16 protein-coding genes are annotated in these 19514 nt (G+C 67.5%); 9 read left to right on the top strand and 7 right to left on the bottom strand.

Going from position 1 to position 19514, the window contains the following annotated elements; genetic code table 11:
• Nucleotides 1–137: 137 nt before the first annotated feature.
• Complete coding sequence (locus tag Q9R39_RS19865; RefSeq protein ID WP_058251839.1) at nucleotides 138–1502, top strand: ABC transporter substrate-binding protein; 1365 nt, start codon at nucleotides 138–140, stop codon at nucleotides 1500–1502.
• Between the two features lie 93 nt (nucleotides 1503–1595).
• On the opposite strand, the gene Q9R39_RS19860 is transcribed toward Q9R39_RS19865, so the two are convergent.
• The 4 genes from Q9R39_RS19860 to Q9R39_RS19845 are packed head-to-tail and all read right to left on the bottom strand — an operon-like array spanning nucleotide 1596 to nucleotide 5720.
• Nucleotides 1596–2408 carry an ABC transporter ATP-binding protein gene (locus Q9R39_RS19860; RefSeq protein ID WP_058251840.1) on the bottom strand — a complete coding sequence of 271 codons (813 nt, stop codon included), beginning with the start codon at nucleotides 2406–2408 and terminating at the stop codon, nucleotides 1596–1598.
• Entirely contained in the window at nucleotides 2405–3460 is a 1056-nt protein-coding gene (locus Q9R39_RS19855; RefSeq protein ID WP_058251841.1) for an ABC transporter ATP-binding protein, read from the bottom strand. The genes Q9R39_RS19860 and Q9R39_RS19855 overlap by 4 nt, the downstream gene beginning before the upstream one ends.
• A complete protein-coding gene (locus tag Q9R39_RS19850; RefSeq protein WP_058251842.1) occupies nucleotides 3453–4442 on the bottom strand; it encodes a branched-chain amino acid ABC transporter permease in 990 nt (329 codons plus the stop codon). The genes Q9R39_RS19855 and Q9R39_RS19850 overlap by 8 nt, the downstream gene beginning before the upstream one ends.
• Before the next feature lie 3 nt (nucleotides 4443–4445).
• Nucleotides 4446–5720: a branched-chain amino acid ABC transporter permease gene (locus tag Q9R39_RS19845; RefSeq protein WP_311278025.1), complete on the bottom strand. Its 1275-nt coding sequence runs from the start codon at nucleotides 5718–5720 to the stop codon at nucleotides 4446–4448.
• A 239-nt stretch (nucleotides 5721–5959) separates the two neighbouring features.
• On the opposite strand from Q9R39_RS19845, the gene Q9R39_RS19840 reads away from it, so the two are divergent.
• The 6 genes from Q9R39_RS19840 (at nucleotide 5960) to Q9R39_RS19815 (ending at nucleotide 13484) form a co-directional block, all read left to right on the top strand.
• Nucleotides 5960–6532, top strand: coding sequence for a GNAT family N-acetyltransferase (locus Q9R39_RS19840; RefSeq protein WP_311278024.1), 573 nt, complete (start codon nucleotides 5960–5962; stop codon nucleotides 6530–6532).
• A 60-nt stretch (nucleotides 6533–6592) separates the two neighbouring features.
• Nucleotides 6593–9373 carry a DNA polymerase I gene (gene polA, locus Q9R39_RS19835; protein ID WP_311278023.1) on the top strand — a complete coding sequence of 927 codons (2781 nt, stop codon included), beginning with the start codon at nucleotides 6593–6595 and terminating at the stop codon, nucleotides 9371–9373.
• Nucleotides 9373–10458, top strand: coding sequence for an isocitrate/isopropylmalate family dehydrogenase (locus Q9R39_RS19830; RefSeq protein WP_311278022.1), 1086 nt, complete (start codon nucleotides 9373–9375; stop codon nucleotides 10456–10458). The genes polA and Q9R39_RS19830 overlap by 1 nt, the downstream gene beginning before the upstream one ends.
• 359 nt (nucleotides 10459–10817) lie before the next feature.
• Nucleotides 10818–11717, top strand: coding sequence for an ABC transporter substrate-binding protein (locus Q9R39_RS19825; protein WP_311278021.1), 900 nt, complete (start codon nucleotides 10818–10820; stop codon nucleotides 11715–11717).
• 1 nt (nucleotide 11718) lies between these two features.
• Nucleotides 11719–12681 carry an amino acid ABC transporter permease gene (locus Q9R39_RS19820; protein ID WP_247449444.1) on the top strand — a complete coding sequence of 321 codons (963 nt, stop codon included), beginning with the start codon at nucleotides 11719–11721 and terminating at the stop codon, nucleotides 12679–12681.
• The gene (locus Q9R39_RS19815) at nucleotides 12678–13484 is read left to right on the top strand and encodes an amino acid ABC transporter ATP-binding protein (protein ID WP_272498183.1); all 807 of its coding nucleotides are present in this window, start codon (nucleotides 12678–12680) and stop codon (nucleotides 13482–13484) included. The genes Q9R39_RS19820 and Q9R39_RS19815 overlap by 4 nt, the downstream gene beginning before the upstream one ends.
• 6 nt (nucleotides 13485–13490) lie before the next feature.
• On the opposite strand, the gene Q9R39_RS19810 is transcribed toward Q9R39_RS19815, so the two are convergent.
• Complete coding sequence (locus tag Q9R39_RS19810; protein WP_078113172.1) at nucleotides 13491–14354, bottom strand: class I SAM-dependent methyltransferase; 864 nt, start codon at nucleotides 14352–14354, stop codon at nucleotides 13491–13493.
• A gap of 17 nt (nucleotides 14355–14371) precedes the next feature.
• On the opposite strand from Q9R39_RS19810, the gene Q9R39_RS19805 reads away from it, so the two are divergent.
• On the top strand, nucleotides 14372–17386 hold the full coding sequence (locus Q9R39_RS19805) for a BTAD domain-containing putative transcriptional regulator (RefSeq protein ID WP_311278020.1): 3015 nt from the start codon (nucleotides 14372–14374) through the stop codon (nucleotides 17384–17386).
• Here the strand turns inward: Q9R39_RS19805 and Q9R39_RS19800 are convergent.
• A complete protein-coding gene (locus tag Q9R39_RS19800) occupies nucleotides 17336–18433 on the bottom strand; it encodes a class I SAM-dependent methyltransferase (protein WP_311278019.1) in 1098 nt (365 codons plus the stop codon). The genes Q9R39_RS19805 and Q9R39_RS19800 overlap by 51 nt on opposite strands.
• Before the next feature lie 17 nt (nucleotides 18434–18450).
• Between Q9R39_RS19800 and Q9R39_RS19795 the strand changes: the two genes are divergently transcribed.
• On the top strand, nucleotides 18451–18582 hold the full coding sequence (locus tag Q9R39_RS19795; protein WP_277244742.1) for a hypothetical protein: 132 nt from the start codon (nucleotides 18451–18453) through the stop codon (nucleotides 18580–18582).
• A 202-nt stretch (nucleotides 18583–18784) separates the two neighbouring features.
• On the opposite strand, the gene Q9R39_RS19790 is transcribed toward Q9R39_RS19795, so the two are convergent.
• Nucleotides 18785–19363 (bottom strand): 2'-5' RNA ligase family protein, encoded by a 579-nt coding sequence (locus Q9R39_RS19790; RefSeq protein ID WP_205334145.1) that lies wholly within the window; start codon nucleotides 19361–19363, stop codon nucleotides 18785–18787.
• Nucleotides 19364–19514 lie beyond the last annotated feature (151 nt).

Genomic DNA, 19514 nt, shown 5'->3' with positions numbered 1-19514 from the left:
CGCAGCCGCAACAAGATCGCGCTAGCTTTTCTCCTGCGAGGCGCGGTTCGCCCTTCGGCGATGCGCCGCCTTCGTGACAAACGCCGAACGCACCGGCCGACCGCCGAACGCAGAGGCCAGACGCAAGGAGAGCATCGATGTCCGTACGCTTTTTGAGGAGCGGGGCAGTGGTCGTGACCGCGGCGGCGACGCTGGTGATCGCGGGCTGTAGCAGTTCAGATTCGGGTTCCGACGGCGGTTCCGAGGCGTCGTCGAGTGCCGCCGTCGAGTCGACCCCCGCACCTCCGGGCCTCGGCCTCGCGCAGAAGCTGGCGTGCAACCCGCCCAAGGCTGTCCCCGGCCCGGCGAGCACGGCCGCACTCAAGGTCGGCACCCTGCTTCCGGCGACCGGTTCCCTGGCCTTCCTCGGACCGCCCATGGAGGCGGGCGTGGAGCTCGCGATCAAGGACATCAATGCCGCCGGCGGGGTTCTCGATCAACCCGTCGAGCTGGTCACCGGTGACTCCGGAGACACCACGACAGACACGGCCAACGCCACCGTCGACCGCGAACTCAGCGCCGGAACGCAGGTGATCATCGGTGCCGCGTCGTCCTCGGTGTCGTTGAAGGTGATCGACAAGGTCGCCAACGCGGGTGCGGTCATGTTCTCGCCCGCCAACACCTCCGACGAATTCACCTGCTACGAGGACAAGGGGCAGTACTTCCGCACCGCACCGGCGGATACCCTCCAGGCGCAGGCGCTCTCGCAGACGATGGCCGAGGACGGCGTGCAGCGCGTGTCGATCCTCGCGCTCAACGACCCGTACGGAACCGGACTGGCCGACAACACCGTTCGCGATCTCGAGGCCGCGGGTGTCCCGGCCGACCAGATCCAGAAGATCATCTACGACCCGAACGCCCAGTCGTTCAACGCCGAGGTCGATCAGGTGAAGAACTTCAACCCGGACGGCATCGCGGTCATCGGTTTCGAGGAGAGCGCCAAGATCATCACCCGTATGCACGAGGTGGGCATCGGCCCGAGCGACGGCAAGCTCGTCTACGGTGTCGACGGCAACATGGGCAACGCCCTCGGTGAGGCTGTCGGTCCGGGCCTGCTCGCAGGTATGAAGGGCACCACGCCGCTCACCCAGACCAGCGGTGACTTCCAGGCGGCCCTGAAGGAGGTCGACGGCGATCTCATCGACTTCAACTACTCGGGTGAGAGTTACGACGCCACGGTGCTGAGTGCTCTCGCGGCCACCGCGGCCAAGTCGACCGACGGCCGCGCGATCGCGGCAAACATCATCGGGGTGACCAACGGCGAGGAGAACTGCGACTCCTACCAGGCCTGCCTGGACCTGCTGAACGGTGGCAAGACGATCGCCTACGTCGGCAAGACCGGCAACCTGGCGTTCAACGCAGCCGGTGAGCCGAGTGTCGGCTCGTACGGTGTGTTGGAGTTCGACGACGCCAACAAGCTGCTCACCCCGACGCGCAAGTACGTCTCGGTCGCGGCGCAGTAAGACCCGCACACGACGAGACCCCCGGCTTCGGCCGGGGGTCTCGTCGTCGGTGCGGTCGGCGGGGGGAAGTGCCGTCGGGACGGGCCTATGACCTCAGTTCTTCTCGGAGCTGCCCGCGAGCGTGCCGAGGTAGAGCTCGATGATCTTGGGGTCGGTGGCCAGGTTGCGGCCGGTGTCGGTGTAGGCGTTGCGGCCCTGGTCGAGGACATACCCGCGGTCGCAGATCTGCAGGCACCGCCGGGCGTTCTGCTCGACCATGATGATCGAGACGCCGGTGGCGTTGATCGCCTTGCAGCGGATGAACACCTCGTCCTGGAACATCGGGGACAGACCGGCCGACGGCTCGTCGAGTAGCAGTACCGCCGGGTCCATCATCAGCGCACGGCCCATCGCGACCATCTGCCGTTCGCCGCCGGACAGCGCACCTGCCTTGATCTTTCGCCGTTCCGAGAGCAGCGGGAAGAGTTCGGACACGAAGTCGAACCGCTTGGCGAAGGTCTTGGGCCGCAGATAGACGCCCATCTCGAGATTCTCCTCGATCGTCAACGCGGGGAACACATTCTGTGTCTGCGGGACGTAACCGACACCCTTGTCGACGAGAACATGGGCCTTGGCCGAGGTGATGTCGTCGCCACGGAGGGTCACCGAACCCTTGCGCACCGGGATCAGTCCGAACAGGGTCTTCAACAGCGTCGACTTCCCGGCACCGTTGGGGCCGATGATCCCGACGATCTCCCCGTCACCGAGGTAGAAGTTGCATTCCTCGAGGATGTTGATGCCGGGCAGGTAGCCGGCGGTGATGTCGTCGGCCCGCATCAGGGCGTTGCCGGCCAGCTTGCGGTGCTCCTCGGCGGTGGCCGCGAGTTGCGCGGGCGTCAGCTGTCCGGGACCGGGGTCGGTGCTCATCGTCCGTCCTTCTTCGTGTCCGGGGTCGTGGGGGGCAGTTCGGTGACCTCCGAGAGATCCCCGCCGTCCTCCAGCGTCGCCTCGATGGCCGCCTCGACCTTCTCGGCGAGTACGGCGGTGGCGCCCACCGGCCGACCCTGGTCGTCGAACTCGAGGGCCTGGTCGTGGTGCCCGCCGAGGTACGCGTCGACGACGGCGTCGTTGTCGCCCAACCGATCCGGGAGCGACTCGGCGATGATCTGACCCTGGGCCATCACGACGACCCAGTCGCTGATGTCGCGGATGACGTCCATGTCGTGTTCGACGAAGACGACCGTGACCCCTTCGTCCCGCAACGACTTGATGTGTTCGAGCAGACTCTGGGTGAGGGCCGGGTTGACACCGGCCATGGGCTCGTCGAGCATCACGATCTCGGGGTCGGTCATCAGCGCGCGCGCCATCTCCAGCAGCTTGCGTTGCCCGCCCGACAGGGAGCCGGCGAAATCGTCGGCCTTGGCGTCGAGCTTGAAGCGCCGGAGCAACTCGTGTGCGCGTTCGGTGACCTCGGCCTCCTGTCTGCGCCACACCCAGGGCGCGAGTGCGGCGAGGAAATGCTCGCCCCGCTGCCCGGTTGCGCCGAGCCGGACATTGTCCAGCACAGTCAGTTTCGCGAGAGCCTTCGTGAGCTGGAAGGTGCGCACCATGCCGCGGCGGGCCACCTGATGCGGAACCATCCGGCCCAGGGAGTCGCCGTTGAGCGACCACGTGCCGGAGTCGGGCTTGTCGAAGCCGGTGATCAGGTTGAAGAAGGTGGTCTTGCCCGCGCCGTTGGGGCCGATGAGGCCGGTGATGGCGCCGCGCTGCACCTCGAGATGATCGACCTGCACCGCCTTGATGCCGCCGAAAGTGCGGGAGATGTTGTCCACCACGATGATCGGATCGGGTTTGGGCGAACCCGACTCGGCGGCAACGCCGGCGAACAGCTGGGCACGCTCCGCGGCCGACAACGCGGTGAGGTCCCGGCGCGTCGCCCGGATGGCCGCAGTACCCGTGTAGGCGGAGTCGTCAGGCATCGAGCTGCACCTCCCTCTTGTTCCCGAGCAGGCCCTGCGGTCTGAACACCATCATCAGGATGATCGCCAGACCGAGCAGAACGTAGCGGAATGCGCCGACCTGCTGCGCGGACAGATTCAACAGCGGGTCGTCGCCGGACGTGGCCTGCCGCAGCAGTGCGTCGGGCACGGCGAGGAGGAACCAGAACAGCATGGCACCGAGCACCGGGCCGAACACCGTCGCCGCCCCGCCGAGGATCAGCGCGCCGTAGGCGAAGAAGGTCTGTGCGGTCGAATAGAAGTCGGGATTGATCGACTGCGTTGCAAAGGCATTGAAGACACCCGCGAGGCCGCCGATGCAACCGCCGAGTACCAGGGCCTGCATCTTGTAGAAGTACGCGTTCTTACCCAGCGAGCGGGCGGCGTCCTCGTCCTCGCGTACCGCCTTGAGGACGCGGCCCCACGGACTGCGGACGAGCAGGTACACCATCACACACAGCAGGCCGACGACGATCCAGCCGACCACCATCGACCACAGGTCGCCGCCGAGGAACTTGACCCCGAGGAACGAGTACTGCTTGCCGTTGTCGAACGGGCTGATGGAGAAGAAGCTGCCCGCGTATCCGTAGATGCCGTTGGTGGAGCGGGTGAAATCGTCGGTCGACGTCGAACGGAAGACCAGACGCAGGATCTCCGATGCGGCGATGGTGACGATTGCCAGGTAGTCCGCGCGCAGACGCAGGGTCGGGAGGCCGAGCACCACGGCCAGCATCCCGGCCGCGGCGATGCCGATGATGGCGCCGAGCCACAACGGCTGGTCGTAGTTCACCGCCATGATCCCGACGCCGTATCCGCCGAGCAGTGCGAAGGCGATCTGGCCGAAGTTGAGCAGGCCGGCGTAGCCGAAGTGCAGGTTCAGGCCGATGGCCAGCAGGGCGTAGAAGATCGCCGACGGGCCGATCAGCTGGGCGATCGCTATCTGGAGCGCTGAGATGATGTCCATGGGTCAGCCGATCCTCGCTCGAGATCCGAGAATGCCCTGGGGCCGGATGGTCAGGATGATGATCAGGATCAGCAGCCCGCCGATGTATTTCAGGTCCGGACTGAGGATGTAGGTCGACAACTGGACCAGCAGACCGACGATGACACACCCGAGCAGTGCGCCGTAGGCCGTGCCGAGACCGCCGAGTGTGATGCCGGCGAACATCAGCAGGAGCAGTTTGAAGCCCATCTCCCACTGCACCCGGCCGCCGAGCTCGGAGAGCGCGAACATCACGCCGCCGAGTGTGGCCAGACCGCCCGCCAGGGCCCACACGAACAAGATGACCCGGTCGACGTCGATACCCGACGACTCGGCGAGATCCTTGTTGTCGGCGACCGCTCGCATGGCCTTGCCGATCCTGGTGCGCTGCAACAGCAGTGCGACGCCGAGCAGGACCACGATGCTGATGATGATGCAGGCCAGGTTGACCGGTGTGATCGCGAAGGGGCCCGAGCCGATCTGGGTCTGCGCCTGATAGTCGTCGAACGGTTCGGCGCGATCGGAGAAGAAGATCAGGATCAGGTAGCGAAGCACCAGCGACAGGCCGATCGACACGACGAGCATGGCGATCAGCCCGGTTCGTCGTCTTCGCAACGGTCTCCACAGACCGAGCTCGTTGAGGATGCCGATACCGATACCGACGATCACCGCCAGGATCGTCGCCGGGATCAGCTGGACGCCGAGCTTGACGTTGATCACCCATGCGATCACCGCGCCGAGTGTCACCAACTCGCCGTGCGCGAAGTTCGTCAGTCCGGTCGTGCCGAAGATGAGGCTGAGACCGACGCCGGTGATCGCGATGATCAGGCCGAAGCGTATGCCGTCGATGGCCAGCCGTGTCAGTTCGGAGACTGCCGACACCTCGGTGCCGGTGCGGACATCGCCGAAGGAGAAGATGACCGGTCGCGCGGTGCCACCGCTGACGTCGACGGGCAGCTCCGCCTTCTGCACCTCGACGCCATCGGGGAGTGAGTCGGTGTCGATGACGATCGTGTACTGGCCGGGCGGCACGTTGATGGACCACGCACCCGTGGCCGACGAGGTCGCGGTGCCGACAACGGTTCCGGACGCGTCCTTGGCCTCGAGTTCGACGCCTGCGACCTTGTCCGTACCGTTGCGCAGCACGCCGAAGACGCGGACCGAGTCGCCGGGCGCGGCCGCGGCCGGGGAGGCGCCGAACAGCCCGAACAGCATCGACGCGGCGAGAAACACCAGCATCGCGATCGCCGACCGGCGCATCGGTGGAAGGTGGCCAGACGGATGGCTCTCGTGATCGGGACGGTCGTCGAGAGCACATCGTGGCGGCGTCTGCGGCGTGGTGCCGGCGCGTTGCGATGTCACCCTGCGGGACATTAGCGCCAGCGTCGTCACCACGTGGCGACAACGACGTTTCCCGGAGGTAACTTCTCCTCGACGCTGCCCAGTCGGGAAGACGCGATGTGCTGTCGGAGACCCGATCCGGGTCGTACGCTGGTCCGATGGTCCCGGTCAGCGTGTCCACCACAACAGACGTCGAACTCGCCGCTTCGTTACTGGCACAGGCCTTCGCCGACGACCCGGTGACGGTCTGGATGCAGCCCGACACGGCGCGGCATCTCATCATGTTCCGCACCCTGCTCAAGTACAGCCACGGCCCGAATTCGACGCTCGATCTCGCGATGCGTGACGGGCAACCGGTCGGTGCCGCCGCCTGGGATCCCCCGGGCCACAAGGTCTCGGCCCTGTCGCAGATGGTGTCGATGGTCAGCTTCTTCCGGGCGATGGGCTCGCGGATGAGCCGCGGGATGAAGCTCGAGGAGGAGTTCGGCAAACGACGTCCCAAGGAGCCGCACTGGTACCTCGGTCAGATCGGGGCGCCGGTGCACGGGATAGGAGTGGGCACCTCCCTGCTGGGGCACCGACTCGAGCAGATCGACGGGCCCGCCTATCTCGAGTGCTCGAACGTCCGCAACGTGCCCCTCTACGAGCGTTTCGGGTTCAGCGTGACCGAGGAGTTCGAACTGCCGCTCGACGGCCCCAAGGTGTGGTCCATGTACCGGCCCCTCCCGTGAGAGGCCGAGTGTGAGGAGTCCGGCAGGCTGTGTCGGGGGCGGTCACTAGACTCGGCGATTGTGAGTCCAGCGCAGAGTTCCCCGGCAACGACCCCAGCCAAGGCCACCGGATCGACGGGCAAGGCGGCACCCGGAGCCAAGGGCAAGACCAAGCAGCCGGTGTTGATGCTGCTCGACGGGCACTCCCTGGCGTACCGGGCGTTCTTCGCGCTCCCGGCGGAGAACTTCAAAACTCATTCGGGTCAGACGACCAACGCCGTCTACGGCTTCACCTCGATGCTGATCAACCTGCTGCGCGATGAGGAGCCCACGCACATCGCCGCGGCCTTCGACGTCTCACGCAAGACGTTCCGGTCGGAGATGTATCCGGAGTACAAGGCGCAGCGGTCCAAATCCCCGGACGAGTTCAACGGCCAGGTCGATCTCACCAAAGAGGTCCTGGACGCGCTGGGTGTCTCGGTGCTGGCCATCGAGGGTTACGAGGCCGACGACATCATCGCGACCTTGGCGACGCGGGCCCGGGAGGATGGTTACAAGGTCCTGATCGTCACCGGCGACCGCGATTCGCTGCAGCTCGTCGACGCCTCCACCACGGTGCTCTATCCGCGCAAAGGTGTCTCGGACCTCACGCGGTTCACGCCCGAGGAGGTCGAGAAGAAGTACGGTCTCACCCCCACCCAGTACCCCGATTACGCCGCGCTGCGCGGCGACCCCAGCGACAACCTGCCGGGTATCCCCGGAGTCGGGGAGAAGACCGCCTCGAAGTGGATCCGCGAGTACGGGTCGCTCGCGGCCCTCGTCGATCACGTCGACGAGGTCAAGGGCAAGGTCGGCGACGCATTGCGCGCTCATCTGGCGTCGGTACAGACCAACCGACAGCTCACCGAGCTCGTCCGGGACATGCAGCTGCCGACGTCCCCCGACGACCTGGCCATGGTCGGGTGGGACCGGGACCGTATCCACCAGCTGTTCGACGACCTGGAATTCCGGGTGTTGCGGGACCGTCTCTTCTCGACGTTGAGCTCGGTCGAACCCGAGGCGGAAGCAGGTTTCGATCTCGACGGTGCGGTCCTGGGTGCCGGTGAGGTCGCCGGATGGCTGACCGAACATGCGCGCACCGGTCGCGTCGGTCTCGCCGTCACCGCCCCGCATGTCGTGGTCGGGGCGGACCCGACCGGGGTGGCGATCGCGGCCGCTGATGGGACCTCCGCCTATGTCGACGTGACCGCGCTGAATCCCGAAGACGAGGCGGCACTGGGGGATTGGTTCGCCGATCCGTCCGCGCCGAAGGCGGTTCACGAGGCGAAGTGGGCCGTACACGCGCTGCGCTCACGCGGCTGGAAGCTCGACGGTGTCACCAGCGACACCTCGCTCGCGGCCTACCTGGTCCGACCGGGACAACGGACGTTCAACCTCGACGACCTCGCGCTGCGCTACCTGCGTCGTGAACTGCGCGCCGACGGCGGCCCGGGCGACGGCCAGATGTCGCTGCTCGACGACGATTCCGACGGTCGGGTGGCCGAACAGCACATGCTCGAGGCGCGGGCGGTCCAGGAACTCGCCGACACGCTCGACACGGAACTGGACCGGATCGACTCCAAACCGCTGCTCACCGAGATGGAACTGCCGCTGTCGTTCGTGCTCGCCGATGCCGAGGCCGCGGGCATCGCCGTCGACGTCGACCACTTCGGTGCCCTCGAGCGGATGTTCGCCGACCGGATCCGCGCCGCGGCCGAGGCGGCCTACGAGGTCATCGGAGAACAGATCAACCTCGGTTCGCCGAAACAGTTGCAGACCATTCTCTTCGACAAGCTGGACATGCCGAAGACGAAGAAGACCAAGACCGGCTACACCACCGACGCCGACGCGTTGCAGTCGTTGTACGAGAAGACCGAGCATCCCTTTCTCGCACACCTCCTCGAGCACCGCGACGCGACGCGGCTGAAGGTCACTGTCGACGGGCTGCTGAAGTCGGTCGCGGACGACGGACGTATTCACACGACGTTCAATCAGACGATCGCCGCGACGGGACGCCTCTCGTCCACCGAACCGAATCTGCAGAACATCCCGGTGCGTACCGAGGCGGGCCGCGAGATCAGGCGGGGCTTCATCGTCGGCGCCGACACCGCGACCGGTGTGCCCTACGACTGCCTCATGACCGCCGACTACAGCCAGATCGAGATGCGGATCATGGCACACCTGTCGGAGGACGCCGGCCTCATCGAGGCCTTCAACACCGGGGAAGACCTCCACAACTTCGTCGGGTCACGGGCCTTCGGGGTGCCGATCGACGAGGTCACCACCGAGATGCGCCACCGGGTGAAGGCCATGTCGTACGGACTCGCTTACGGGCTCAGCGCATTCGGGCTCGCCGCCCAGCTCAAGATCAGCCGCGACGAGGCCAAGGAGCAGATGGAGGCGTACTTCGCGCGGTTCGGCGGGGTGCGCGATTATCTGCACGACGTGGTTGCCGAGGCCCGCCGAAACGAGTACACCGCAACACTGTTCGGTCGCCGGCGGTATCTGCCCGATCTGAACAGCGACAACTGGCAGCGCCGGCAGTCCGCGGAACGGATGGCGCTCAACGCTCCCATCCAGGGCACCGCCGCCGACATCATCAAGGTCGCGATGATCAACGTCCACAAGCGCCTCGCAGCTGAAGGGCTCAGGTCGCGAACACTTCTCCAGGTCCACGACGAACTCGTGATCGAGGTCGCCTCGGGTGAGCGGGAGGCCGTCGAGGTCGTTGTCCGGGAGGAGATGGGCAATGCCATCACCTTGTCCGTCCCGCTGGAGGTGTCGGTCGGGTTCGGACGCTCCTGGGACGACGCAGCTCACTGATGGGTGACCGGGACAGAGAGTTCGGAGTCCTCGTCGGGGACGGGATCGGACCCGAGATCGTGCCGGCGGCGGTGACGATCGCCGAGGCAGCCGCTCGTGCGGAGTCGATCGAGATCAGTTGGCAGCAACTACCTTTCGGGCTGTCTGCGATCACCTCGCACGGCGATCCGGTGCCCGCGGAGACGCTGACGGCCCTCGACGAGCTCGGCTTCTGGATCATCGGTCCCCACGACTCGGCGGCGTACCCGCCGGGTCATGGCGACCGCACGCCGGGAGCGGTCCTGCGAACCCGGTACGACCTGTTCGCCAATCTCCGTCCCGCCCGGGCATTTCCGGGTGTTCCGGCGCTCCGGTCGGACATGGATGTCCTGATCGTGCGGGAGAATTCCGAGGGCTTCTACGCCGATCGCAACATGGCGGTCGGCAGTGGCGAATTCATGCCGACACCCGACGTGGCACTGGCGGTCGGGCTCGTCACACGCGCGGCATCGGAGCGAATAGCGCGAGTCGCATGCGCCGCCGCGATCGAGCGCGCGGGTTCCGACAGGCAGCCGCGGTTGACCATCGTGCACAAGGCGAACGTCCTGCGCATGACCACCGGCCTGTTCCGGGATGCGTGCCGCGACATCGCCGCCGGGTTCCCCGAGATCGAGGTGTCCGAGCAACACGTCGATGCCATGGCGGCGCTGCTGGTTCGGCGTCCCGCGGACTTCGACGTCCTCGTCACCGAGAACCTCTTCGGCGACGTGCTGTCCGACCTCGCCGGCGAGCTCGCCGGTTCGCTGGGCATCGCCGGTTCGGTCAACAGCTCGGAGTCCCGCGTGATGGCGCAGGCGTCGCACGGTGCCGCACCCGACATCGCCGGGCGCGGCATCGCGAACCCGGTCGCGATGATCGCCTCGGTGGCAATGGGTTTTCAGAGGTACGGGCAGATGACCGACGACGCGGCCCTCGTCGCGGCCGGTGCCCGGATCGACTCGGCGGTTGCCGAGACGCTCGCGCACACCGCGACCCGCGACCTGGGCGGCGAGGCGAGCACCGCCGAGTTCGCCGACGCGGTGGTCCGGCGGATCGTCGAGCGATGAGCTACGCGAGCGGACTACGAAAAAATTCGTTGTGCTCGGAGGGAGGCCGATTACTGCTCCCTGAGGTGCGAGGAGCGCAAGCGACGACCCCCGTTGCTCCCTGAGGTGCGAGGAGCGCAAGCGACGAGCCGCGAAGGGTCCCGCAACCCGTCTCACCAGGACCCTTCGTGACGCAGCCTCCGCAAGCTCCGGCCGCTCCTCAGGGAGCAGGTGGTGACGCAGCCTCCGCAAGCTCCGGCCGCTCCTCAGGGAGCAGGTGGTGAGGCGCTCGCTACACGCGTGAACGGTGGGTGGCGAGCCGGGGTGCGGCGGGCGAACTACAGTGAGTTGGTGCGATCGGCCGGACGAAGGGTAGTGGTGTGACGCGGGTGGCTCGTTGGCTCGGCGTCCTGCTCGCCGTCGTGGTCGTCGTGACCGGGTGCGTGGACAACGAGGCGCGGGAGCGCGCCGGCCAGGTCGTCCCGATCGACGTCGACGTCGCGACCGTGCCGGAGATCGCCGCGCTGGTCCCACCCGAGATCGCGCGCACCGGACGCCTGATCGTCGGGGTCAACATCCCGTACCAGCCGAATGAGTTCAAGGACGCATCGGGAAAGATCATCGGCTACGACGTCGACCTGATGAACGCCGTCGGCAAGGTGCTCGGACTCGTTCCTGATTACAAGGAGTCCCAGTTCGACACCATCATCCCCTCGGTGCAGGCCGGGACCTATCAGCTGGGGATGTCGTCGTTCACCGACACCCTCGAGCGCGAGAAGCAGGTCGACTTCGTGACCTACTACAGCGCGGGCGTGCAGTGGGCGCAGGCGAGCGACAACGACGACGAGATCGACCCCGACAACGCCTGCGGGCTCCGGGTCGCGGTGCAGACCACCACCTATGAGGACACCGACGAGGTTCCCGCCAAGAGCGCGGCGTGCGTCGCTGCGGGCAAACCGGCGATCGACAAGGTCCGGTTCGACAGCCAGGACGAGGCCGTCAACGCACTGATCCTGGGTCGGGTGGACGCGATGTCGGCCGACTCACCAGTCACGGCCTACGCGATCAAACGCACCGAGGACCGTCTGAAGCCCGCCGGCGGGGTCTTCGACTCCGCGCCGTACGGGTGGCCGGTGCGGAAGGGCTCACCGCTCGCGCCCGCACTGCAGCGGGCCGTGCAGTACCTGATGGACAACGGACAGTACGAAGAGATCGCGGCCAACTGGGGCCTCGAGGAGGGCATGATCGATGTCTCCGTCATCAACGGCGCGGTGAGCTGACATGACGTCACCGCACAGCACCGCCGCCTCCCCGCCGGACGAACCCGAACCGATCCAGGCGGTTCCGCTCCGTCGTCCCGGACAGTGGGTCGCGGCGGTGATCATCGTCGTGCTGGGTGCACTGTTCGTCTACGGTGCCGCCACCAACGAGGCATACAGCTGGGGCACGTACGGCAACTATCTCTTCGACTCGCGGATCCTGTCGGGGGTCGGTTACACGCTCGCGCTGACCCTGCTGTCGATGACCATCGCCATCGTGCTCGGCGTCGTCCTCGCGATCATGCGGCTGAGCCCGAACCCGGTGTTGCGCGGGACCTCGTGGGTGTATCTGTGGGTCTTCCGCGGCACCCCCGTGTACGTGCAGCTGGTCTTCTGGGGCCTGTTCCCGGCGATCTACAAGCAGATCGACCTCGGCATCCCGTTCGTGCACCAGTTCGTGTCGCTCGACATCCAGACGCTCAACGCCGCGTTCCTCTTCGCGGTCATCGGACTCGGCCTGAACGAGGCCGCGTACATGGCCGAGATCGTCCGCGCCGGTGTGTCCTCGGTCGGTGAAGGACAGACCGAGGCGTCGGTGGCACTGGGTATGTCGTGGGCGCAGACCATGCGACGAACGGTGCTGCCCCAGGCCATGCGGGTGATCATCCCGCCCACCGGCAACGAGCTGATCAGCATGCTCAAGACCACGAGCCTGGTGGCGGCGGTGCCGCTCACCCTCGACCTCTACGGACGACAGCGGGACATCTCGGGCGTGATCTTCGAGCCGATCCCGCTGCTTCTCGTCGCGTCCACGTGGTACCTCGTCATCACCAGCGTCCTGATGGTGGGCCAGTACTACGTGGAGCGCTACTACGCGAAGGGCGCGACCCGACAGCTCACGGCGCGGCAACTCAAGACGATGGCCGACGGCGCGGCCACTGCGCCCGGCGGCGCCGCCGGGCCGGCAGGGGGAGAGAAGGCATGAGTCCCGCAGAAGACACGGCCGCACCGGCCGCCGGCGGATCGCCGCCGCCGATGGTGGTGGCCGACCGGGTCTGCAAGAGCTTCGGTTCGGTCCAGGTCCTCAAGGGGATCTCGCTGGAGGTGGCGCGCGGCGAGGTGCTGTGTCTCATCGGTCCGTCGGGATCGGGGAAGTCCACGTTCCTCCGCTGTGTGAACCACCTCGAAGTCGTCAACGCCGGCCGGCTCTACGTCGACGGTGATCTTATCGGCTACCGGGAACGCAACGGCAAGCTCCACGAGATGAGCGCCAAGGACGCGGCGACCCAGCGACGCGACATCGGCATGGTGTTCCAGCATTTCAATCTGTTCCCGCACCGCACGGCCCTCGAGAACGTGATCGAGGCGCCGATGCAGGTGAAGCGTCAGTCGCGTTCGGAGGCGGTCGACAAAGCCCGCTACCTGCTGGACCGGGTCGGCCTGTCCGACCGGGCCGACGCCTATCCGGCCCAGCTGTCGGGTGGCCAGCAGCAGCGTGTCGCCATCGCGCGTGCGCTCGCGATGGACCCCAAACTCATGTTGTTCGACGAACCCACCTCGGCGCTCGACCCCGAACTCGTCGGCGATGTCCTGAAGGTGATGCGTGAGCTGGCTGCGTCGGGCATGACCATGCTGGTCGTCACGCACGAGATGGGTTTTGCCCGGGAAGTCGCCGACCAGCTCGTGTTCATGGACGGCGGCGTCGTCGTGGAGAAGGGGAACCCTCGTCAGGTCCTCGCCGATCCGAGAGAACAGCGCACTCGGGAGTTCTTGTCGAAGCTGCTGTGAGCGCCGCTAGTCGGCCTTGTGGCTGCAGAATATGGCTGTTCCCGGAAAGTAGCTGCCGCGCAACGGGCTCCATTGCCCCCAGGTGCGGTCGAAACCGTCCGGCCACTCGGGTTCGATGATGTCGTCGAGAATGAACCCGGCGGCCCGGAGTTCGCGAACACGGTCACCGATGGTGCGGTGGTGCTCGACGTAGGTCAACGTTCCGTCGGCATCGGTCTCGGTGTACGGCGTGCGGTTGAAATAGGGGATCCGTACGGTCAGGCCCTCCGGCCCGGGATCGTCGAGGAACATCCAGCGCATCGGATGATTGACGGCGAAAACCCAACGCCCACCGGGCTTCAGCACCCGTGCGACCTCGTTCATCACCCCGGCCGAGTCGGCGACGAACGGTACCGCGCCGAAGGCCGAACAGGCGGCGTCGAACGACGCGGCCGCGAAGGGCAGGGTCTCGGCGGTCGCCTGGACGAGCGGGACCCGCACGCCTTCCGCCGCCATCGCGTCGAGTCCGATGCCCAGCATCCGCCGCGACAGGTCGACGCCGACTGCGCGCGCGCCGTGCGCGGCCAGCCACCGGGCACAGGGCGCCGAACCGCAGCCGATCTCGAGGATGTCCTGGTCCTCGATGTCCCCCAGGAGCCCGACATCGGCCTCGCGTAAACCCTCCGGACACCATACGAAATCCCCGCCTGCGGCATGGGCACCGAGAAAGTCGCCGTGCTCGACGTGATAGTTCTCCGCGTCGTGATCCCACCACCACCGGCTGGCACGGTCGCTGGTCGCGGAGTCCACGTCGCCGAGGATCCTCGGGGGACGGCTCGACCCCGGGCCGTTCGATGTCGTTTGTTCGGATTCCGCCTGGTTGGGGGACATCCTGCGATGATAAGGCCATGGTCTGTCTCACTCTGCTGGGTCCGGTGGACACACCGGATGACGCGGGTGTGTCCCGACCGCAGTTCGGCACGCCTCGCCTCCGCTGTCTGCTCGCCGCCCTGGCATCGCGCGCGAATGCGGTTGCCGATGTGGACTGGCTGACCGACATCCTGTGGCCCGACGCGCCGCCGGCCACCCCGGAGTCGGCCCTGCACAACCTCGTCTTCCGACTACGAACCACCCTGCGGCAACGTCAGGTCGACGGCCGTCTGCGAGTCGTCACGACCGCGCCCGGGTACACGCTCATCGTCGATCGGACCGATGTCGACGCACTGCTCTTCGACGACACCGTGGCACGGGCCGTCGCCGTCGTCGATGCCGAGCCCCAGCTGGCTGTCGATCTGCTCGACCAGGCCGAGAGTCTGTGGCATGGAACGCCATACGGCGAGTTCGCCGACTGTGCCTGGGCGCAGCCGGAGGTCGGGGCGCTCCTCGAACGGCGTGTCCTGGCCGCGGAGACAGCTGCCGATGCCCTGGTCACCCTCGGCCGTCCGGAAGACGCCTATGTCCGGTTGCTGCCCTTCGTCGATGATCATCCCTATCGCGAGGGGCTCCACCTCCGGGTAATGGCGGCGCTGTGGCGGACGGATCGTGCGGCCGAGGCGCTCGATGCCTACCAACGGTTGCGTCGACGCCTCGCGGAGGATCTCGGCACGGACCCGGCCCCGTCGGTCCGCGAGCTGCATGCCCGCATCCTCGACGGGGACCCGCCGCCGCGCCGCGTCCGCGGGGATCGGCGGCCGGCCGGAACAGTCGCGGTACCACATACCGAAATCGGCGCGGCGAACCATGATTCGGGCCAGCTGATAGGCCGGGATGCCGACCTGACGGGCCTGACGGCCACCGTGCGGGGACGCGGGGTCGTCACGATTCTCGGCCCCGGTGGTGTCGGCAAGACGGCGCTTGTCCGGCACCATGCCCGGTCGGCGAGTGACCGTCCCGTCTGGTTCGCCGAACTGGCAGCGGTCGCGAGCCGCGACGCGGTGGTGCACCTGGTGGCGTCGGCGACAGGCCTGTCGATGCGTCGCGATGTCGCGGCCCTGGACGCACTCACCGGCGCGCTGACCGGTCGACGCGGACTGCTCGTGCTCGACAATTGTGAGCACGTCCTCGAGGCAGCGGTCGAACTCGTTGTCGCGCTGCAGGATCGGTGCCCCGATATCACGGTGCTCGCCACCTCACGGGTGCCGCTGGGAATTGCCGCCGAACAGATCATCTCCCTCGATCCACTTCCGGTGCCGGACGTGGATGCGGCGCCCGCCGCCATCGAGTCGTCGGATGCCGTCCGGCTGTTCTGTGTCCGTGCCCGGGCACGCGATCCACGCTTCGAGCTGAACGAGGCAACTGCGCCGGCGATCGCGGAGATCTGCCGACGGCTCGACGGCCTGCCGCTCGGTGTCGAGCTCGCGGCGACGAAGGCGCGGGCGATACCCCCGGCAGTGCTCGTCGACCGACTGCACTGGCGTTTCCGGGTCCTGCGCGGTCCGCGCGGGATCGCGCCCCGGCACCGGAGCCTGCACGCTCTCGTCGACTGGTCCTATGGACTGCTGAGCGACCCGGCGCGTGGTCTGTTCAACGTCCTCAGCATCTTCCCCTCCCGGTTCGGCCTCGACGATGCGGAGTTCCTGGCCGCGGCGACGGGAGTGCTGGACCGCGAAGACGTGGCCGATGCGATGGCCGAACTGGTCGACGCGTGCATGGTGTCGGTCGATCCGGGGGGCTACCTCCTCTTGGAGACGTTGCGTGCCTTCGGTATCGATGCATTGGCGAGTCGGGACGCCCTCGACGGTGCGCGGTGCGCGCACACCGCGTGGGTCGCGGACTGGCTGGGTCCGTTGGGGTGCGAGGTCTACGGTCGCGGACACCTCGACGCCGCGCGCCTGGTCGATGCACGGCTCGACGATGTGCGGCAGGCGATCGATCATGCGAATGCTCACGACCCCGCTCTCGCCGACACGATCCTGCAGGGGTCGATCCCCTTCCTCGAACTGACCATGAGTCCGGAGGTCACCGCGTGGGCGCGGATGCTCATCGACCGTCACGACGACTCGTCGCTGGGGCCCGCGGTGTGGGCGGTGTCGGCCGGCGGTGCCCGCTTCGACGGCGACCTGCCGACCGCGCGGCGGTGCACGCGCCGGGGCCTCGACGCCGGCCCCGACCCGTCGGTCCGCGTCTACCTCCACATGATGCTCGTGGACATCGGGCTGTTCCAGGGGGATCTCGACGCTGCGCTCGACGACGCGCGGACGTTCCGCGAACTCGCACTGGCGGCCGGCATGCCGGGGGCGGCGCACATGGCCGACATCAGTGCACTGCTCATCCGCGCCTACCGCGGCGAGGACGCGTACCCGGCCGCGCGGTCCCTCGAGATCGCCTGTGCCACAGGGGGTGAAGACGTTGTCGCGGCCTGGTGTCGCTATGTGTCCGGCGAGTGTCTGCTCGACGCCGATCCCGGGCGGGCGCGGCAACTCCTCGAGGGTGCCATCGAGTCCGCGCGCCGACACGGTGACCGGTACCTACTGGGGGTGGCGATGGCGTCGCGGGCGTCGATCGAGGCCCGTTCCGGCGCAACCGACGCCGCCGCCCGGTCGTACGTGGAGGTGCTCGAGCATTTTCGGCAAGCGGGAAACTGGACGAATCAGTGGGTGACCCTGCGCTCGGTGATCGACGTCCTGGTCGATCTCGGGCGGTGCGAACAGGCGGCTCTGATCCTCGGTGCCACCCGGCGAGCACACGAGGCGGCCGGGTCCGATCCGTTCGGGAACGACGTCGAGCGACTCGGTTCCGTCGAGAATCGAATCCGAGCAGCGTTGGGCGAGGCGGTGACGGTCGATCTCGTCGCGACCGGTGCCGCCACGGCTCCGTCCGATGTTGTCGACGTCGCCGTCACCTCGTTGCGCGCCGGGCGCGCACCGACGGGGTCAGGTCGTCAGCTCGTAGAAGCGGAAGAAGCTGAAATCCTCGATGGGTAGGACCGTCACGTCGGCGTAACCCGCGTCGTGCGCGTACCGACGCAGCGTCGACGGTCGGAACACCGTGCCGGTGGCCGCGGACGGTGGTGAACTCATCGAGTCCGGCAGACACACCAGCAACGAGAACCCGTACATGATCTTGTCGAGATCGTCTGCGGGACCGTCGAACTCGTCGGATACGGCTTCATCCATGACGATCAGGGAAGCTCCGGGCGCCAGTGCGCGCCGGACCGCGGCGAGGACCTCGACCGGCCGCGGCATGTCGTGTAGGCACTCGAACGCGAAGGCGGCGTCGAACGGGCCGTGCGCCGCCGCCTCGTCGCCGTCGGCGACGAGGAACGTCACGCGGTCGATGACACCCGCCGACTCGGCATGCGCACGGGCCATCCGTACCGACGCCTCGTCGACGTCGAGCCCGATGAAGGTGGCCTCCGGGTAGGCCCGTGCGAGTGCGATGGTCGAGTGGCCCGCTCCGAACCCGACGTCGGCGATCCGCGCCCCGGGCCGCGACAACCGCTCGTGCAGGGTTTCGACGCCGGCCAGCGCGGGCGCGAGGCGTGCGTCGAACCAGGGCCGGTTGAGATCGGCCTGGCACTCCCGTGCGTCGGCGCCCAGGGTCTCCCAGCTGACGCCCCCACCGTTCCGGTAGGCATCGAGCAGCTCCGGGAGACGGCGTGCCGACGCCGCGAACATGCGGGGGAGCGCGCCGAGGTACGACAGGCTGGTGGTGTCGGTGAGTACCTCGGCGACGCCCGGCGAGATCGCGAAGGTGTGCGGCCGGGTGGTGAGGTCCGCGTCGAGAATGCCGAAGGCGCTCTGCATCTCCAGCCATTCCCGGGCATAGCGTGCGTTGGTGTCGGTTCGTTCGGCCAGCCCGTCGGCGGTGAGGGGGCCCGATTCGGCCAGGCATCGGTACCACCCGAGGCGCTCGCCGAGGTACACGCTCATGGTCTCGGCGGTGGCGAGCGTCGAACCGAAGAGTCGTTCGGCGAACTCGTCGGCGCTCGGTGCTGGTCGATCGGTGGAGGATCTCAGTGTTTCGGTCATACCCAGATCATCGGGCCGTGGGCTCTCGAGTCACTCTCATCGTGATCTCGGAGGCCTTCACCCGGTGGCGGTGGGACGCGCTCGTCGCCGTGGCGACGACGTGGGTCACAACCTTCGACGACCCCGGTCCGAAGACCCTGCTTGGGTAACCTGAGCGCCGTGGGCGACCAGACTTGCCGATGCGGTCACGACCGATCGGCTCACGAGCACTACCGGACGGGTACGGATTGCGCGCTCTGCGGCGAGCGGTCCTGCCCGCGGTTCCGTCCGGACTCCCGGCTTCGTCGGCTACTCGGCGCGTTGCCGGGCCGACGGGGAAACGGCGGCTCCTCCGTCTGACCCGCAGTGCGATCAGCAGGCCCGCCCCGCGAGCACGACGTCGGTTCCCGCATCTGGATTCCAGCGTCGCAGTGCGGTGAACTCGCCGACGATCTCGGCGCGGATGTCGAGGATGTCGAAGGCGCGGACGAGCTGTTCGGCGTCCATCCGCCGCGCGAGGGTGACGTGCGGGGTCCACTGCCCGGGAACGGTGTGCGCGAACGGCATTCGGCGACCATCGGTCGAGGCTGTCGCCGTGTCGGCCGGCTCGGGGTCGACGAACTCGGCGGATAGCCGCGAGACCTGGGCGTGGACCGACAGTAGTTCGCTCGACGGCACCACGAGCCGCGCGAGCGTGGATCGTCGACCGCCGCCGAAGACGATCGGAGCGCCGAGCCGCATCCCCACCGGCAGGCGCATGGCGACCGCGGCCAGTGCCGCATCGGCGTTCCCGTCGATCCGGGACGCGGCCACCAGCGTCACGTGGGGCCGATTCGTCGGCGACGCGACGCGACCCTGATGGGGGAGTCCGGCTGCGGCGAGGGCGTCCCATTCGGCCCGAACCTGCTGGTCGGACGAGTCGTCGAGGAGGAGTTCGAGTGAGTGCGCCACGTGGGGATCGTCTCATCTCCCGTCGGGCCGCACGTCCTGGCGGCCTCGTGCGACGAGCCATTTGCCCAGCACAATGCCGCTGGAGTAGGCTTCTACACGCGCGTGTGCCCGATGACGCGCGGTTCGCACCTGCCCTGACCGGTGACAGGCC

This window comes from Gordonia sp. AC31, from assembly GCF_031844505.1.
Taxonomy (GTDB): Bacteria; Actinomycetota; Actinomycetes; order Mycobacteriales; family Mycobacteriaceae; genus Gordonia; species Gordonia hongkongensis.
The sequence above is the reverse complement of the archived record's forward strand: the minus strand, read 5'-3'. Positions and strand labels throughout refer to the sequence as shown.

Excerpts from the sequence above, each read along its gene's own strand:
- Q9R39_RS19815 (WP_272498183.1), top strand. The coding sequence starts at position 12,678 with ATGAGTCCCGCAGAAGACACGGCCGCACCGGCCGCCGGCGGATCGCCG.
- Q9R39_RS19855 (WP_058251841.1), bottom strand. The coding sequence starts at position 3,460 with ATGCCTGACGACTCCGCCTACACGGGTACTGCGGCCATCCGGGCGACG.
- Q9R39_RS19800 (WP_311278019.1), bottom strand. The coding sequence starts at position 18,433 with ATGACCGAAACACTGAGATCCTCCACCGATCGACCAGCACCGAGCGCC.
- Q9R39_RS19865 (WP_058251839.1), top strand. The coding sequence starts at position 138 with ATGTCCGTACGCTTTTTGAGGAGCGGGGCAGTGGTCGTGACCGCGGCG.
- Q9R39_RS19820 (WP_247449444.1), top strand. The coding sequence starts at position 11,719 with ATGACGTCACCGCACAGCACCGCCGCCTCCCCGCCGGACGAACCCGAA.
- Q9R39_RS19810 (WP_078113172.1), bottom strand. The coding sequence starts at position 14,354 with ATGTCCCCCAACCAGGCGGAATCCGAACAAACGACATCGAACGGCCCG.
- Q9R39_RS19845 (WP_311278025.1), bottom strand. The coding sequence starts at position 5,720 with ATGCGCCGGTCGGCGATCGCGATGCTGGTGTTTCTCGCCGCGTCGATG.
- Q9R39_RS19850 (WP_058251842.1), bottom strand. The coding sequence starts at position 4,442 with ATGGACATCATCTCAGCGCTCCAGATAGCGATCGCCCAGCTGATCGGC.
- Q9R39_RS19860 (WP_058251840.1), bottom strand. The coding sequence starts at position 2,408 with ATGAGCACCGACCCCGGTCCCGGACAGCTGACGCCCGCGCAACTCGCG.
- Q9R39_RS19840 (WP_311278024.1), top strand. The coding sequence starts at position 5,960 with ATGGTCCCGGTCAGCGTGTCCACCACAACAGACGTCGAACTCGCCGCT.
- Q9R39_RS19830 (WP_311278022.1), top strand. The coding sequence starts at position 9,373 with ATGGGTGACCGGGACAGAGAGTTCGGAGTCCTCGTCGGGGACGGGATC.
- Q9R39_RS19805 (WP_311278020.1), top strand. The coding sequence starts at position 14,372 with ATGGTCTGTCTCACTCTGCTGGGTCCGGTGGACACACCGGATGACGCG.